Source organism: Sorlinia euscelidii, assembly GCF_036452135.1.
Classification (GTDB): domain Bacteria; phylum Pseudomonadota; class Alphaproteobacteria; order Acetobacterales; family Acetobacteraceae; genus Sorlinia; species Sorlinia euscelidii.
The window spans coordinates 374111-390362 of the sequence record NZ_JAWJZZ010000003.1 but is presented as its reverse complement, the minus strand read 5'-3'; the positions used below and the strand labels follow the sequence as shown (position 1 = coordinate 390362).

The window sequence follows — 16252 nt, the reverse complement described above, 5'->3', positions numbered from 1 at the left end:
CGTTTCGATTATGGCGACCTCTATCCTGATGCCGGCCCTCTCTCCCACCATGACGGAGGGGACGCTCGCCAAATGGCACGTCAAAACCGGCGACCGCGTGCAAAGCGGTGACCTGATTGCTGAAATCGAAACAGACAAGGCCACGATGGAAGTCGAGGCTATCGATGATGGCATTATCGGCCGTATCCTCGTTGCGGAAAAGACGGAGAATGTCGCGGTGAATACCGCCATTGCCGTCCTGCTGGCCGAGGGAGAAGATCCGTCAGCGACTCCTGAAGCCCACGCAAGCGCCCCGGCGGCTGAGAAGCAAGCCGCCGAACCCTCGGCTGACGCGCCGGAGAAACGCGCGGTGTCGCAGGTTGAAGCGGCGGGCGCGCGAGTCAAAGCTTCCCCCCTGGCGCGACGTATCGCAAAGGCGGGGCAGATTGATCTCAGCACCGTTAAAGGCACGGGTCCGCACGGGCGCATCGTCAAACGGGATGTCGAGAGCCACTCAGAGGGCGCGCACGCCGCCACGCCGCAACGTGAGCACCCCATCGCGTCGGGTCGGAAAGACCTGTTTGAGCGGAAGCCCTCCACATCGATTCCGCATTCCGGTATGCGGAAAGTCATTGCGCATCGCCTGGCGGAGTCCAAACAATCCGTGCCGCATTTTTATGTGTCAATGGATATTGAGCTGGATGCGCTGTTGAAACTCCGCTCGGAGCTCAACGCCGTCATGCCTGATGAAAATGGTGCGACCGTCAAGATTTCCGTTAATGATATGGTGATCAAGGCGGCGGCCCTGGCGCTTCGGAAAGTGCCCGGCGTCAATGTCAGCTTCACTGAAAGTGAGATGATCCAACATCATGTTGTCGACATCTCCGTCGCGGTGTCCGTGCCGGGGGGGCTGATTACCCCTATTTTGAGGGACGCAGATCGCCTGAGCCTTCGGGAAATCAGCATTGAGATGAAACACCTCGCGCAAAAGGCGCGCGGCGCAAAGCTTCAACCTGAAGAGTATCAGGGTGGCACCTTCTCGATTTCCAATATGGGGATGCGCGGCGTCAAAGAGTTCGCCGCCATCGTCAATCCGCCTCAATCCGCGATATTGGCGGTTTCCGCCGGTGAGAAACGGGCCGTCGTCCGTGACGATGCGCTCGCCATCGCGACGGTTATGACTGTGACATTATCTGTCGATCACCGCGCCGTTGACGGCATTCTCGGCGCGGAGTGGCTCGAAGCCTTCCGCCATATCGTGCAAAATCCTTATCTCCTGGTGGTCTAGGCTTATGGATAAATTTGACATTGTGATTATCGGCGGCGGCCCGGGCGGGTATGTCGCCGCCCTGCGGGCTGCGCAATTGAAGCTGAAAGTGGCGGTGGTCGAGGAGACGCATCTCGGTGGCATCTGCCTTAATTGGGGCTGCATCCCCACGAAAGCTTTGCTTCGCGCTTCCGAAATCCATCATCAACTGCATAATCTGGCAGGCTTTGGATTTTCAGCGGATAACATCCGGTTTGATATCAGGAAGATTGTTGAGCGCTCACGTTCGGTTTCCCGACAGCTTTCCAAAGGCGTTGCGCATCTTCTGAAAAAAGCAAAAGTCACCGTCTTTGAGGGCAGGGGCGCGCTTGATGGTCAGAAGGGTGGTGATCATATCGTCGCGGTCACGCAACAGGGCAAGGTCACGGGGAGACTCGCCGCCCGTCATGTCATTCTCGCGACGGGCGCGCGTGCGCGGCAGCTTCCGGGGCTGGAGACGGGCAGTAAAACGATCTGGTCCTACCGTGAGGCCCTCGTGCCCGATGCGGTGCCGAAACGCCTTCTTGTCATCGGCACAGGTGCGATTGGCGTCGAGTTCGCGTCATTTTACCGTCAGATGGGCACGGAGGTGACGCTGGTTGATGTCGCGCCGCGCATTCTCCCCGTTGAAGATGAGGAAATCAGCGCGCTGGCTGAAAAAGCCTTCATCAAGCAGGGGATCAAGATCATCACGTCGGCGCAGGTCGGTGCGCTGAAACAGCAGGGTGATCATGTCACGGCCCATATTGAGGCGAAAGGTCAGGCAATCGACATCACGGTGGATCGCGTCATTGTGGCGGTCGGCATTGTTGGCAATGTTGAAAATCTCGGCCTTGAGAAGACGAAAGTTCAAATCGAGAAGACGCACATTGTCACGGATGGCCATGGCAGGACGGCCGAGGAAAACATCTGGGCCATTGGCGATATTGCTGGCGCCCCCTGGCTGGCGCACAAAGCGTCCCATGAGGGCATCATTGCTGTCGAGAAAATCGCGGGCCTCCATCCGGAAAAACTTCACCCCCTGAACATTCCTGGCTGCACCTTCAGCTACCCGCAAATTGCTTCTGTGGGCCTGACGGAGGCGAAAGCCAAAGAGGCGGGGCGCACATTGAAGGTCGGGCGCTTTCCCTTTATCGGAAATGGCAAGGCGCTGGCGATGGGTGAGACGGAAGGTCTCGTTAAAACCATCTTTGATGCGGAAACGGGGGAATTGCTCGGCGCGCATATGATTGGCGCGGAAGTCAGCGAGATGATTCAGGGTTATGTCATCGCCAAAACCGGAGAATTGACGGAGGCCGAACTCAAGGAAACGGTCTTCCCGCATCCGACCATCTCGGAATCAATGCATGAAGCCGTTCTTGCAGCCTGGGGAGGCGCACTCCATTTCTGACTCCGTTATGCAACGTATTGTCATTGACCACCGAAAGGGCAGGCCCCCCGCAGCGCGCCATCCAGAGAAAGCGCATCGGCCGGATAATCTCGTGCAGCGCAAACCGGACTGGATTCGCGTGCGCGCGCCGAATAGCCCTGTTTACCAGGAGACGCGCAAGCTCATCCGCGACAAATCACTTGTCACGGTCTGTGAGGAGGCGGCTTGCCCCAATATTGGCGAATGCTGGTCGCAACGTCACGCCACCATGATGATTATGGGCGATATCTGCACACGCGCCTGCGCGTTCTGCAATGTCGCGACCGGGCAGCCAGCGGAACTGGACGATGATGAGCCCCGCCGGGTTGCCGATGCCGTGGCGAGTCTGGCACTGCGACACGTCGTCATCACCTCCGTTGATCGGGACGATCTCGCGGATGGGGGCGCCGCCCATTTTGCCGCCACCATCCGTCATATCCGCGCCGCCTCCCCGACGACGACAATCGAGATTTTGACGCCTGATTTTTTGCGTAAAAACAGGGCATTAGATGTCGTCATCGATGCAAAGCCGGATGTTTTCAATCACAATATCGAGACTGTTCCGCGCCTCTATCCGTCCATCCGTCCCGGCGCACGTTACTACCAGTCCTTAAGATTGCTCGACAGGGTCAAACAACGTGATCCGGAAATCTTTACGAAATCCGGTCTGATGCTGGGATTGGGTGAGGACAGGATGGAGGTTTCGCAGGTTATGGACGATTTCCGCATCGCTGATGTCGATTTCCTGACCCTGGGACAATATCTTCAACCCACGCCGAAACATGCCTCCGTCGCGCGCTTTATCCCGCCGGATGAATTTGATTCATATGCGGCAGTCGCACGCAGTAAAGGCTTTTTGCAGGTCAGCGCCAGCCCGTTGACACGTTCCTCATATCATGCCGATTCCGATTTTGCCGCGCTTAAAGCGGCGCGGCAGCAATTCCTCCAGCGTGACGTGAAAGCCTGATCCATGCCCACTCATGCCGAACAGCGGATCATTGCCTACACGCCTGAACAGCTCTTTGACCTCGTTGCGGATGTCGGCAAATATCCGGCCTTCCTGCCATGGTGCCTGCGGTCCGTCGTCAAGTCCTCGACGGAGCAGGAACTTGTCTCTGATCTCACCGTGGGTTTCGGGCCGTTCCGGGAGACATTTACCAGTCGCGTCACTTTGGACCGCCCTTGCCGCATTCGGGTTCGATATGAAAAAGGGCCGTTCCGATATCTCAATAATGTCTGGCAGTTCATCCCCGATGCGCGAGGGACACGCGTCGATTTTTTTGTGGATTTCGAGTTTCGCTCACGTTTGTTGCAAAATGCCATCGGCGTCGTCTTCAATGAGGGCGTGCGATTAATGGTCTCGGCCTTTATACGCCGGGCGCGAGAGATTTACGGCCCCCCAATAGTGCCCGCACGGAATGAGGTTCCCGAATAACGAGCTACGTGCGCATCATGACGTCATTTTCAGGCATCGCCTTGAACTTGCACGAAACTTTAACGTTTCCTTCAACGACCTAGATTAGAACGGAACATGCTTCCGCGATCCTCTCATCCAGTCTTTAAAGGATTTCATGATGAAAAACCTCGCTCTTTTCGCGGCAGTTGCCGCTTTCGCCCTACCGGTTCAGGCTTTTGCAGCACATCATATGAACCATCACAGCAATTGGAAATCAGCGCATCACTGCAAGCATAATGCGCGCCATTGCATGACACGCCACGGCGCCACCCGTGGAAGTGACTCAACGGAAGCCCTCAATGCGCGCAGCCTTGACCAGGCCCGTATGGGTGCACCTGCCAATCAGACGCCCCCCGGCGCGCCGATGGCAAAGCCGACCCTGCCATCCGTGAATACGACTGACCCGGCTTACGGCACACCGCCATCCGCCATGGGCCCTTCCGCCTCTGTGCCGCGGTAAATAACGGGATGCGGGCGTGAGCCTGCTGACTCTGTCTTAAAGGGCGGTCCAAACGGGCCGCCTTTTTTTATCCGGCGCTGATATTCAGACTGATTGCGCATCACGCGCTTCGGCCCCGCGGATCAGTAACTCAAGCGCATGTTGGGCGGCCGCCTTACGGATGGATGTGCGATCTCCCTCAAAATGACATGTCTCACGGATCGGGCGGGCGCCGCCATCATCCGCAAGGCAGAAGCACACCGTGCCCACCGGCTTCTCCTCCGTTCCACCTTCCGGGCCTGCAATGCCGCTGATTGCAATGGCGAGGTGCGCTTCGATGGCACAATCCAGCGCGCCAATCGCCATCTCGACGACGACCGTCTCACTGACGGCGCCGTCCCTGTCCAACGATCGTCGATCCACCTCGACAAGATCTTGCTTAAGCGTGTTGGAGTATGTGACCAGCCCCCCTTCCACGACGTCAGATGCACCCGCATGAGCGGTCAGAAGGGAGACGACCATGCCGCCTGTACAACTTTCAACCGTCACGACCCTTAAACCCCTTTTTCGCAGTGCCTCAATTGTCGTGCCGGCAAGCTTGAGGAGTTCACGATCACTGACCATTTTCGGCCTCCACTTCGAGAATTTTGAAGTTTTCCATCACACGCTGGATATAGGCGCGCGTTTCCGCGAAAGGCACATTTTCCACCCAGTCAATCACATCCGCATTAGGCGATTCCGGGGTGATCATTCGGGCCTGTAACCAGCGTTTGGCGCGGGTCGGGCCAGCATTATAGGCTGCGAGGACAATGGGCGGCATTTCCTGAAGCTGGCCGAGCAGATAGCTGAGATAGGCCGTTCCAAGTTGCATGTTGAGTTTAGGGTTTTTAAGCGCTTCCGTTGTCAGCTTTCTGGCATTGGGCACGCCAACCTGATGCGCCATGTCGCGCGCTGTGCCGGGAAGCAACTGCATCAGCCCGACCGCTTGGGCCGGGCTGACGATATCAGCGTCAAAACTGCTCTCCTGCCGCGCAACAGCCCATGACAAAGCCACCGGGAACGCACCTGGAGGCACGGAAATGACAGGATGCTGCCAACCTTCCGGGTAGAGTGCGACACCCTGCGCACCCGCTCTCCGCGCGGCAAAAACGGCGGGCCGGTAGATCTTCATCCTGATCGCCGTCCGGGCAATGGCCGCCATCTCAGCCGGGCTCTCAGCATTGACCCATGCAGCGAGAAGAAACACATCTGCATCATCGATACGGCCCTCCGACGCCAGGTAACGCGCCGCGAGAATCAGATCTGGCCGGGAAGGGGGCGTGGCGGCCACAGGGGGCAATGATTTCAGCGCTTTGCGCAGACCGGGGAAAGACGTTTTCATCAGGCGAAAATAGCCTTCCCTATGATCAAGCGCGGCAATCGCCAACTGGCCGTAGTAAGTCGTCGGGAAATGTGCCGCCTTGTGTAGCATTTGCGTCCCGACCACGACGTCGCCCTGCGCGAGCCTGGCCTGCGCCATCCAGTAATTGCCCCGCGCGCGCTGGATGATATTGGTCTGACGTGAGAGCAGGGCGAACTCATGCTCCGCCTGGACATATTCATGCGTTTGTTTCAGGGCCATCCATCCGGCCAGAAAATGCGCGTCCAGATTTGCGGAAGTCGCGCCACCCGGTCGGGGCGCACGCACCATCGCGAGAGCGGAGGGACGTCGTGCGCAGCGAGAAGGTCATAGGCCAGGCGCAACCTCTCCTGCATCCAGCCATGGGAGGGATGCGCTGCCTGCACGGTGAAAGCCACGCTTTTCCACAGTCGCACGGCTTCATCCTGACGCCCCGCGAGGCGTAACCATCGCAGATAGGGGAGAAGCACGCGTGACCGATGCTGAAGGGCCGGGGGGAGGGCGTCAAATTGCGTCTCCGCCGTCGCATCCCTGGTCGCGAATGCCAGCTCAACCGGGGCCGCCCGCCGATTGACGCCCGATAAACGCGCGATTTGCCGACGGGCCGCCACATAATGACTGCGCGACATCAACGCATGAAAACGACGCACCTGCGCGGTTTGATCCGGGATTGAACCGACGAGGTTCAGGAGCATGGTTTCCTCACCCTCACGCTCCCGCCCGGACTCCCATATTCTGATCGCCTGGTCATGCGTGTCGGCAAGATAGGGACCGCAGCGATTAAGTGCCTGCACATCGGAAAGCGGGAAGAGGGGGCAATAGCGGGAAAGATCATCCGACCTGTTCGTGACCGATAATTTCGCCTGAAAGCGCCCCAACAGGATAGGGCGGCGCGGCCAGAAGGGGCGTTTACTCAGAAACGCGGCATATTCGGACAATGTCGGGTTGCTGTGTGGGTCTATCAACGCGACCCATTGATCCACCCGGGCTTTCATCGAGGGGGACAGCATATTTTGGGCGGCGGCCGGAGCGGCCGGTTGGGAAAGGGAGAAAATCACGCCCAATAAAGCACTCACCGAAGTGCGGCATGCGATGGGCATCCGGGCAAATCGTCTCATATCTTCCTCTTTCCCGCACAATTATCGACTCATAAACTGCCCGATAACCACGCTGACTTCAAATCCGCCTATGATGATCAGCCTGATCGCGACATAGAAAATCACGATAAGCCCGACCCAGGCAATCCACCGGTAACGCTCAAGCAATTTCGCCATCGCTGCCGCGCAGAATCCCATGAGAAGAATGGATAAAAGCAGGCCCAGAGCCAGAAGATAGGGATGCCCGATAGCGGCCCCGGCCACGGCGAGCACATTATCGAGGCTCATGGAGAGATCCGCGATCACGATTTTGAATATGACCGATGAGAGTTTTTTGGACGGGGCTACGAGCCCTACTTCCGGCTCGGAAACCCGTAACTCCCGGAACATTTTCCAGCAGACCCAAAGCAAAAGAAGCCCACCTGCCAGCGTCAGCCCGATCACTGTCAGGAGTTTCGTCGCCACCAGCGCCAGAATAATGCGGATGAGCGCGGCAAGCCCCACCCCGATAGCAATAGCTTGTCTCTTCTGGCCCGCGACGAGCCCCTGCACGGCGAGACCAATGACAATGGCATTGTCGCCCGCCAGTGAGACGTCAATCAAAAGAATTTGAATGAGGGACGTCACCTCTGCCCACGTCACTGCCATGAGATGCTCCTTCCCCGCATTGACCCCGCCATGATCGGGCCTTTGTTCGCTGTTATCTGAAAAGGATCAAGCCCTCGACGGTTTTGAACGCGACTTGTGATATTTGTAACGTTATTTGCCCGGACCTATGTTCGGATGCTGGTAAATCCGCTATGTAAGGCACGTTTGAAGTCAAGGAGCGAAATTTATGGTGCCCCGTTACAGCCGTCCGGCCATGACAGCCATCTGGTCTGCCGAGAACCGGTATAGAATCTGGTTCGAGATCGAGGCGCTCGCCTGTGAGGCCATGGCGAATCTGGGCACGATCCCGCGAGAGTCCGCCCAGAACATCCGCAGGCGCGGTGATGAGGCCATGGCGGCATTTTCAGATGCAGATCTCGCCCGCATTGATGAGATTGAAGCGGAGACACGCCATGATGTCATCGCCTTCCTCACCTGGTTGGCTGAGAAAATCGGCGATGACAGTCGTTTCGTGCATCTCGGCATGACATCTTCAGATGTGCTGGATACCTGCCTCTCCGTGCAACTCGTTCAGGCGACGGATCTCCTGTTGAAGGATATGGATGTAGTTCTCGCAGCGCTGAAGAAACAGGCTTTTGCGCATAAAAACACGGTCACGATCGGTCGCAGTCATGGCATTCATGCGGAGCCGACGAGTTTCGGCCTCAAAATGGCCGGGCATTACGCCGAATTCGCGCGTAATCGGAAGCGACTCGAGACGGCGCGTTCGGAAATCGCTGTCTGCGCCATATCAGGCGCAGTCGGCACTTTCGCGCATCTCGACCCCAAAGTTGAAGCCTATGTCGCCGAGAAGCTGGGTTTAAGTTGTGAAGACGTTTCCACCCAGATCATCCCGCGGGATCGTCATGCTGCTTATTTCTGCGCCCTCGCCGTGACGGCCAGCGCCATTGAACGCCTGGCGACCGAAGTGCGCCACCTGCAACGTTCAGAATTGCGGGAGGCTGAGGAATTTTTCCATCCGGGGCAGAAAGGCAGCTCCGCGATGCCGCATAAGCGAAATCCGGTTCTGTCTGAAAATCTCACCGGCCTCGCGCGTCTCGTCCGCAGCGCAATCGTCCCAGCGCTTGAAAACGTGACTTTGTGGCATGAGCGGGATATCAGTCATTCCTCCGTAGAGCGGAATCTCGCCCCGGACGCCACAATCGGTCTTGATTTTGCGCTGATGCGACTTGCCGATATGATGGACAAGCTTCTCATTTATCCGGAGCGTATGGAGGCCAATCTCAATGCGCTGGGCGGGGTGGTGCATTCCGGTGAGGTCCTCCTGGCGCTGGCCAAGGCAGGCTTCTCACGAGAGGATGCATATCGCCTCGTGCAGAAACACGCGATGGCGACATGGACCCTGCTTGGCAAGCCGGAGGGACGCAGTTTCCGAGAAAATCTCCTCTCCGACCCGGAAGTGACGCAGCACATCACCCCCTCAGCCCTGGACGCGGCGATGCGAAGTGAAAATCACCTCGTCGCCGTGGACGACATCTTCAAAAAAGTTTTTGGCGCGTAAGGACTTTTTTGCAAATTCGCCGGATCATCCGGCAGAAAATCATGATCAGCGCGGGTCATCATCTTCTTGATATCCCGCGCTGTGTTCAAAGAAAGGTCAGCCGTTATGGACGCGCAAAAACCTGTCAGAGGACAAGCCCTCACAAATTTCATTGCCATTATCGCCGCGACGGGCGGTTTGCTCTTCGGGTATGATACCGGCATTATTTCCGGTGCGTTGCTTCAACTGAAGACCGATTTTCATCTTACGACCTTCGCGCAGGAGGTCGTGACCTCCGCTATTATTGCTGGCGCGCTGGTTGGCTGTATTACGGCCGGGCCTTTATCAGACCGGATGGGCCGACGGCGCACCATTATGGCCGCGTCGATCCTGTTTCTGATCGGCACGGTGATCGTCACCTTTGCGCATTCGACAGCTTTGCTGGTCGCGTCGCGCCTGATACTTGGCCTCGCCATTGGCGCGGCCTCCCAGATTGTGCCGATCTATATTGCTGAAATCTCGCCGCCGGAGAGACGCGGCGCGCTCGTTGTGGCGTTTCAGCTCGCGGTTGTGTCCGGCATGACCATTTCTTTCATCACCGGCTACCTGCTGCGGGATGAGAGCTGGCGTTTTATGTTCGGTCTTGGCTTCGTGCCGGCTTCCATCCTCTTTATCGGCATGTTGTTTGTACCGAACAGCCCGCGCTGGCTCGCCATGAAAGGGGAGACAGAGCGCGCGCGTGAAGTTCTGCGCCGTGTCCGCCCGACCGACGCGCAGGCTGATCAGGAGCTTGAGGAAATCATCGACGCGCATGATCAGAAAGCGCCCTTCCGGCAGATTTTTGAGCCCTGGGTGCGCCCTGCGCTTCTCGCCTCTGTCGGGATCGGGTTGCTTTGTCAGCTTACTGGCACGAATGCCGTCATGTATTACGCGCCGACAATCTTTTCTGAGGCCGGGTTCGGTCACCAATATGCGCTGCTCATGTCGGTTGCAGTGGGTGTGGCCATGACATTGGCGACCATATTTGGCGGCTGGGCGGTTGATCACTGGGGGCGTCGCACCTTGATGCTGCGCATGCTTCCCGGCGCGGTTATTTCCCTCATCGTCCTCGGCGCCATGTTTTCCCTTCACCTGACCGGCGGCATCGGCGCGTGGATTACGCTTATCTCACTCATCGGTTACGTCATCTTCAATGTCGGCAGTCTGTCCGTCACTGTATGGCTCGTGGGGGCCGAGGTATTTCCCCTTTCCTGCCGGGGGAGTGGCATGAGCGTGGTGGCCGCCAGTCATTGGGGCGCGGATCTGGTGATCTCCCTGACGACATTAAGCCTCGTCACCCTTCTCGGGCCGGGAGCGACCTTCTGGCTCTTCGCGGCGGTTAACGCATTTTCCTTTATTTTCGTGATGCGCTATGTCCCGGAGACAAAGGGGCAGAGTCTCGAAGCCCTTGAAAAATCGCTTCGGGACGGCACATTCCTGCCAGCTTCCCGTAACTGAAGCGGGATGGCGACGTGATGTCCTTCAGGACGGGGGTCTTTTAGGTCTGTCGCGTCGCCCTGCGCACTGCTATATGTCTGTTTTCTCACTTTGCTTTTGCTGAAAGTCTATGATGGCCCGCCGCCGACAACTCTATGAGGGTAAAGCCAAAATCCTTTTCGAAGGTCCGGAGCCCGGATCAATCGTCCAGTATTTCAAGGATGACGCCACCGCCGGAAATGGCGCCAAAAAAGGCATTATCACCGGCAAGGGCGTGCTGAATAATCGCATCAGTGAACATCTCATGCTGCGCCTGCAGGCGATCGGCATCCCGACGCACTTCATGAAGCGCATCAATATGCGTGAGCAACTGGTCCGAGAGGTGGAGATCATCCCGCTTGAAATCGTTGTACGTAACGTTGCGGCGGGATCAATCGCGAGTCGCCTCGGGCTTGAGGAAGGGACGCGCCTGCCGCGCACCATCATTGAATATTACCTTAAAAATGATGCGCTCAATGACCCGATGGTGTCGGAGGAGCATATCGCCGCCTTTGAATGGGCCACCCCCCAGGATATGGAGGAGATCAACAGCCACGCCCTGCGCATCAATGATTTCCTCTGCGGGACATTCCAGGCCATCGGTATCCAGCTCGTGGATTTCAAACTTGAGTTCGGGCGCCTGTGGGAGCAGGACGAGATGCGCGTCGTGCTGGCGGACGAGATTTCTCCGGATAATTGCCGCCTCTGGGACATGAACACCAGTGAGAAACTGGATAAGGACCGCTTCCGCCGGGATCTCGGCCGTGTTGAGGAAGCCTATCAGGAAGTCGCGCGGCGGCTCGGCATTCTTCCGGAATCGGGAAATCACGAAATTAAAGGGTCGGAGGGGTAGTCGATGAAAATCCGCGTAGATGTTGTGTTACGGGAAGGCGTCCTCGACCCTCAAGGTAAAGCGATTGGCCACGCCCTCGAAACGCTTGATTTCAAGAATGTGAACGATGTGCGTGTTGGTAGGACGATTTTGTTGGACGTGGATTGCCATGATTCCAAATCCGCGGCTGATCAGGGCCGGAAAATGGCAGAGGCGTTACTCGCCAATCTCGTCATTGAGGATTACACGGTGGAGGTTCTGAAATAATGCGCAAAGCACTGCTGGCCTTATTCGCCATGGGTTGTGTCGCCACCCATCCGGCCCTCGCTTCTGAGCATCGACTTTCAAAAATGAGTGTCGGGGGATTTCTCCGCATCTGTAATGATCCGGGCAAGAGCGCCCTATGCGACGCTTATCTTGCCGGTGTCGCGGATGGGGGCGCGCTGACCTATCTCAGTTCAATCAACAGAACAGGTGAGGGTGAAGCCGCTTTCTGCATCCCTTCCGATGAGAAAACGAGCGCGATGCGCAGCAAGGTCGTTCGTTGGATTTTGAATCAGCAACGCCAGAAATCCAACCTGTCCGGCCCGGTGGGCAAGACTGTCGTCGCGGCGCTTCATGGTGCCTATCCCTGCAATGACGCCCGTAACGGGGCAGCGCCGTAATGAAGGCAGGTATTGTTCTTTTCCCCGGCACGAACCGGGAGCGGGACATGGCCCAGGCGCTGCAAATCGTCTCGGGAAAGGCGCCGCAGATTTTGTGGCATCGTGACACCGCGCTGCCCTCTTTGGACCTCATCGTCATCCCCGGTGGTTTCAGCTTCGGGGATTATCTTCGCTCCGGCGCGATGGGGGCCCATGCACCGATTATGCGTGAGGTGCGGGACTTCGCGGCACGGGGCGGATACGTGCTTGGCGTGTGCAATGGTTTCCAGATTCTGACGGAGGCGCATATTTTGCCCGGTGCGCTGCTGCGTAATGCCGGGATGCGCTTTCTCTCGCAGGATGCTTATCTTCGCGTTGAGAATGACCGGTCAGCTTTCACTTCAGGCTGGAAGCATGGCGATGTGTTCCGCGCGCCGCTCGCGCACGGGGATGGCAACTACACCGCGTCACCCTCCGAGCTCGACGCGCTTGAAGGTGAGGGGCGGGTCGCATTCCGCTATGCGAGGGCAGATGGCACGATTGATGAGGCGTGCCCCAGCGCGAACCCGAATGGCAGTGCACGCGCGATTGCGGGGATTTTGAGTGAGAATAGTCGGGTCTGCGGATTAATGCCGCACCCGGAAAATATGGTTGACCCGCAGCTTGGCCCGACAGATGGGGCTCCGCTTTTTACCAGTCTCGTTGAAAGCTTGGTTAAATGACCGCTAACGTTGACGCTGCACTCGCGCAGCGTTTTGGCCTGACAGATGTCGAATATCAAAAACTCCTCGATATTATGGGGCGGACGCCCAGCCTGACTGAACTCGGTATTTTTTCCGTTATGTGGTCAGAGCATTGCTCCTACAAGTCGTCTCTCGCCCATCTGAAGACACTGCCGACAAAGGCGCCCTGGGTCATTCACGGCCCGGGGGAAAATGCGGGTGTCGTCGATATCGGTGACGGGATGGCCGCGGTTTTCAAGATGGAAAGCCACAACCACCCCTCATTCATCGAGCCGTATCAAGGCGCGGCCACCGGGGTCGGCGGCATATTGCGCGACGTTTTCACGATGGGTGCGCGCCCGGTTGCCAATCTCAACGCCTTACGCTTCGGTGATCCATCCCTGCCCGTCACACGCCATGTCATTGACGGTGTCGTGCGCGGCATCGGGGGTTACGGAAATTGCGTCGGTGTCGCGACAGTCGGCGGGGAAGTAAATTTCCATCCTTCCTATAATAGTAATCCGCTCGTCAATGCGATGACGGTGGGCATCGCGGCGCAGGACCGTATCTTCCTTTCCGCGGCGGCAGGGGTCGGAAACCCGGTCGTCTATGTCGGTTCCAAAACGGGGCGGGACGGCATCCATGGTGCGACCATGTCGTCAGCCGAATTTGATGAGCACGCTCTCAAAAAGCGGCCCACAGTGCAGGTCGGGGATCCCTTTACCGAGAAGCTGCTCATCGAAGCCTGTCTCGAACTCATGGAAACGGACGCTATCGTGGCCATCCAGGATATGGGTGCCGCGGGGCTGACATCGTCCGCCGTTGAAATGGCGGGGAAGGGACGTGTCGGGATTGAGCTGGATCTCGACCAGGTGCCGCAACGTGAAACCGGCATGACCGCCTATGAAATGATGCTCTCCGAAAGTCAGGAGCGCATGTTGATGGTCCTCAAGCCCGAGCGGACGGACGTTGCCCGCGCGATTTTTGAGAAATGGGAACTCGATTTTTCAATTATCGGCATGCTGACGGATACGGGGCGCATCACCATCCGGCATAAGGGACAGATCGAGGCAGATATCCCGCTGGCCCCCCTTGCGGATGAAGCGCCTCTTTATCATCGCCCGCTCGTCAGCGGCAAACCGCCAGCGCGCCTCGGCGGGGTGAGAGACCCGGAAGGGGTGGAACACGCCCTGCTGCACCTGTTGGCCTGCCCGGACCTAGCCTCCCGCGCCTGGATCTGGAACCAATATGACAGTGGCGTTGGCGGCCAGACAAAGCGACGTCCGGGAACGGCTGATGCCGCGGTCATCCGGATTGAAGGCACGTCCAAAGGACTCGCCATGACGACGGATTGCACGCCGCGTTACTGCCAGGCCGATGCCAAAGCGGGCGGCGCACAGGCGGTGGTTGAAGCGTGGCGCAACATCACTGCAACCGGGGCGCAACCCCTTGCGGTGACGGATAATCTCAATTTCGGTAATCCTGAAGTGCCGGAAATCATGGGACAATTTGCGGATGCCGTTGCCGGTATCAAGGAAGCCTGCACCGCGCTTGATTTCCCCGTCGTCAGCGGCAATGTCTCGCTTTATAACCAGACGACGCACCCCAGCGGACTGCGCGTGCCGATCCTGCCAACACCGGCGATTGGCGCAATCGGCGTCATTGCGGATATTGACCAGTCCGTCGGGTACGCGATGCCTGATGAAGCAGAGCTTGTCCTGGTCGGTGAAAGCCGGGGCGATCTCGGTCAGTCACTCTGGCTGCGCGAGATATGTGAGCGGGAGGACGGCGCGCCGCCGGTTATTGACCTCGTGGCGGAGCGTCGCAATGGCGATTTTGTTCGTGAAAGAATTTTATCCGGGGAAATTTCTGCTTGCCACGATGTCTCAGATGGTGGCCTCCTGATTGCGTTGGCGGAAATGGTCATGGCGAGCGGCGTTGGTTGTGTCGTGGAGCATCCGCCATCGGCTATGGCGCCGCACGCTTTCTATTTCGGGGAGGATCAGGCCGCCTATATCGTCGCGGTCCCTGACGCGGTTGCGTTTATCGCCCGCGCTGAAGCCGCCCATGTCCCTGTGCGCCGCCTCGGACGCAGTGGTGGCACGCATCTTACCCTGGCTGAGGGCATCTCGCTTTCAGCTGATCGCCTGCGGGAAGTCAACGCCGCGTTCTTCCCCAATTTGATGGAGCAATGACGCAGATGGCCATGCAGGAGGAAGAAATCCGCGCGCACATCCTGAAAGCGCTTCCCGACGCGGTGGTGGAAATCACCGATCTCGCCGGGGATGGCGACCATTATGCCTGTCGCGTCGTCAGTAAAGCGTTTGAGGGCTTGAATCGCGTGCGACAGCACCAACTTGTCTACGAGGCTCTTGGCGGGAAAATGGGGTCAACCCTTCACGCACTTGCACTCAAAACTGAAACGCCTTGACGCGCGTCGACGCGCAAGACCCTTATTTAAGGAGAAATCCGCTATGTCTCAGGACATTTTTCAGCGCATCCAGCGTGAAATCGACACGCATCCCGTCATGTTATTTATGAAAGGGGAAAAATTATTTCCGCAATGCGGGTTCTCTGCGCGTGTTGTGCAAGTATTAAATCGTATGGGCGTCGAATATCAGACGATCAACGTCCTTGAAGACGCTGAAATTCGTGAGGGCATCAAGGCTTTTTCCCAATGGCCGACGATTCCGCAACTTTACATCAAGGGCGAGTTCGTGGGCGGATGTGACATCGTCGTCGATATGTATCAGAATGGTGAGCTCGACTCCCTGCTGGATGAGAAGAAAATCGAGCGCGCCAAAGCCTGAGCACCATCATGGCGTGCCCCGGGTTTCAACCGGGCACGCCGCCGCGCGCATAAAAAACCTTCGGATCATGCGGGTTTTTACTTGCCAAACTGAACTTAATGCCGTGATTTAGCGTAAAGCTTTCAGTTTCATCGGATGGGGAAAGACATGCGACGTTTCGCTTCAATCTTATCGACGGGATTTTTTGCTGTCGGTCTTGCGCTTTCCCCTTCGACGTCAAAAGCCTCCGGCCGGACAATTTCAAACGTTGAAGCCAGTCGCCTGACACTCGCGGCGCTCACCGCGCCCCCACGCCCTGTCGTGCACACAACGCGGCATCGCAAGCGTGGTTACGGCCGCAAAATGGTCGTCACGGCAAGCTATCGACATAAAGCAACGAAGAATGGCGTAAAGGCGCGCTTTATCCGTAAAGCTTCCTACCGGCACGTCAAATCCCACACGACGAAATCGCGCCACACGCGCCATCGCGGTTAAACGCTGACATCGCCCGGCCTGA

The 16252-nt window shown here is 57.7% G+C and carries 19 protein-coding genes; 15 read left to right on the top strand and 4 right to left on the bottom strand.

Features of this window, described 5'->3' with window-relative positions; all coding sequences use genetic code 11:
* Window positions 1–10 precede the first annotated feature (10 nt).
* The 5 genes from CGLAMM_RS07545 (at window position 11) to CGLAMM_RS07525 (ending at window position 4609) form a co-directional block, all read left to right on the top strand.
* On the top strand, window positions 11–1267 hold the full coding sequence (locus CGLAMM_RS07545) for a pyruvate dehydrogenase complex dihydrolipoamide acetyltransferase (RefSeq protein ID WP_394819834.1): 1257 nt from the start codon (window positions 11–13) through the stop codon (window positions 1265–1267).
* A 4-nt stretch (window positions 1268–1271) separates the two neighbouring features.
* Entirely contained in the window at window positions 1272–2675 is a 1404-nt protein-coding gene (gene lpdA, locus CGLAMM_RS07540; protein ID WP_394819833.1) for a dihydrolipoyl dehydrogenase, read from the top strand.
* A 7-nt stretch (window positions 2676–2682) separates the two neighbouring features.
* The gene (lipA, locus tag CGLAMM_RS07535) at window positions 2683–3660 is read left to right on the top strand and encodes a lipoyl synthase (RefSeq protein ID WP_394820100.1); all 978 of its coding nucleotides are present in this window, start codon (window positions 2683–2685) and stop codon (window positions 3658–3660) included.
* Between the two features lie 3 nt (window positions 3661–3663).
* Window positions 3664–4128, top strand: a complete 465-nt coding sequence (locus tag CGLAMM_RS07530) for a type II toxin-antitoxin system RatA family toxin (protein WP_394819832.1) — start codon at window positions 3664–3666, stop codon at window positions 4126–4128.
* 139 nt (window positions 4129–4267) lie between these two features.
* Complete coding sequence (locus tag CGLAMM_RS07525) at window positions 4268–4609, top strand: hypothetical protein (RefSeq protein WP_394819831.1); 342 nt, start codon at window positions 4268–4270, stop codon at window positions 4607–4609.
* Between the two features lie 84 nt (window positions 4610–4693).
* On the opposite strand, the gene CGLAMM_RS07520 is transcribed toward CGLAMM_RS07525, so the two are convergent.
* The 4 genes from CGLAMM_RS07520 to CGLAMM_RS07505 are packed head-to-tail and all read right to left on the bottom strand — an operon-like array spanning window position 4694 to window position 7732.
* Window positions 4694–5212, bottom strand: coding sequence for a CinA family protein (locus tag CGLAMM_RS07520; RefSeq protein WP_418115526.1), 519 nt, complete (start codon window positions 5210–5212; stop codon window positions 4694–4696).
* Entirely contained in the window at window positions 5202–6278 is a 1077-nt protein-coding gene (locus CGLAMM_RS07515) for a transglycosylase SLT domain-containing protein (protein WP_418115525.1), read from the bottom strand. The genes CGLAMM_RS07520 and CGLAMM_RS07515 overlap by 11 nt, the downstream gene beginning before the upstream one ends.
* Window positions 6200–7105, bottom strand: coding sequence for a hypothetical protein (locus tag CGLAMM_RS07510; RefSeq protein WP_418115524.1), 906 nt, complete (start codon window positions 7103–7105; stop codon window positions 6200–6202). The genes CGLAMM_RS07515 and CGLAMM_RS07510 overlap by 79 nt, the downstream gene beginning before the upstream one ends.
* A 21-nt stretch (window positions 7106–7126) precedes the next feature.
* Entirely contained in the window at window positions 7127–7732 is a 606-nt protein-coding gene (locus CGLAMM_RS07505) for a YjbE family putative metal transport protein (protein ID WP_394819829.1), read from the bottom strand.
* Window positions 7733–7919: 187 nt separating this feature from the next.
* On the opposite strand from CGLAMM_RS07505, the gene purB reads away from it, so the two are divergent.
* The 10 genes from purB (at window position 7920) to CGLAMM_RS07455 (ending at window position 16230) form a co-directional block, all read left to right on the top strand.
* Window positions 7920–9254: an adenylosuccinate lyase gene (purB, locus tag CGLAMM_RS07500; RefSeq protein ID WP_394819828.1), complete on the top strand. Its 1335-nt coding sequence runs from the start codon at window positions 7920–7922 to the stop codon at window positions 9252–9254.
* A gap of 105 nt (window positions 9255–9359) precedes the next feature.
* Window positions 9360–10730 carry a sugar porter family MFS transporter gene (locus tag CGLAMM_RS07495; protein WP_394819827.1) on the top strand — a complete coding sequence of 457 codons (1371 nt, stop codon included), beginning with the start codon at window positions 9360–9362 and terminating at the stop codon, window positions 10728–10730.
* A gap of 112 nt (window positions 10731–10842) precedes the next feature.
* The gene (gene purC / locus CGLAMM_RS07490) at window positions 10843–11601 is read left to right on the top strand and encodes a phosphoribosylaminoimidazolesuccinocarboxamide synthase (protein ID WP_394819826.1); all 759 of its coding nucleotides are present in this window, start codon (window positions 10843–10845) and stop codon (window positions 11599–11601) included.
* Between the two features lie 3 nt (window positions 11602–11604).
* A complete protein-coding gene (gene purS / locus CGLAMM_RS07485; protein WP_394819825.1) occupies window positions 11605–11847 on the top strand; it encodes a phosphoribosylformylglycinamidine synthase subunit PurS in 243 nt (80 codons plus the stop codon).
* On the top strand, window positions 11847–12245 hold the full coding sequence (locus CGLAMM_RS07480; protein ID WP_394819824.1) for a Rap1a/Tai family immunity protein: 399 nt from the start codon (window positions 11847–11849) through the stop codon (window positions 12243–12245). Before purS ends, CGLAMM_RS07480 begins: the two co-directional genes overlap by 1 nt.
* Window positions 12245–12946: a phosphoribosylformylglycinamidine synthase subunit PurQ gene (gene purQ, locus CGLAMM_RS07475; protein WP_394819823.1), complete on the top strand. Its 702-nt coding sequence runs from the start codon at window positions 12245–12247 to the stop codon at window positions 12944–12946. The genes CGLAMM_RS07480 and purQ overlap by 1 nt, the downstream gene beginning before the upstream one ends.
* Window positions 12943–15141: a phosphoribosylformylglycinamidine synthase subunit PurL gene (purL, locus tag CGLAMM_RS07470; protein ID WP_418115523.1), complete on the top strand. Its 2199-nt coding sequence runs from the start codon at window positions 12943–12945 to the stop codon at window positions 15139–15141. The genes purQ and purL overlap by 4 nt, the downstream gene beginning before the upstream one ends.
* A gap of 5 nt (window positions 15142–15146) precedes the next feature.
* Window positions 15147–15377 (top strand): BolA family protein, encoded by a 231-nt coding sequence (locus CGLAMM_RS07465; RefSeq protein ID WP_394820099.1) that lies wholly within the window; start codon window positions 15147–15149, stop codon window positions 15375–15377.
* Window positions 15378–15420: 43 nt separating this feature from the next.
* Window positions 15421–15756 carry a Grx4 family monothiol glutaredoxin gene (gene grxD / locus CGLAMM_RS07460; protein ID WP_394819822.1) on the top strand — a complete coding sequence of 112 codons (336 nt, stop codon included), beginning with the start codon at window positions 15421–15423 and terminating at the stop codon, window positions 15754–15756.
* Window positions 15757–15903: 147 nt separating this feature from the next.
* On the top strand, window positions 15904–16230 hold the full coding sequence (locus tag CGLAMM_RS07455) for a hypothetical protein (protein WP_394819821.1): 327 nt from the start codon (window positions 15904–15906) through the stop codon (window positions 16228–16230).
* Window positions 16231–16252 lie beyond the last annotated feature (22 nt).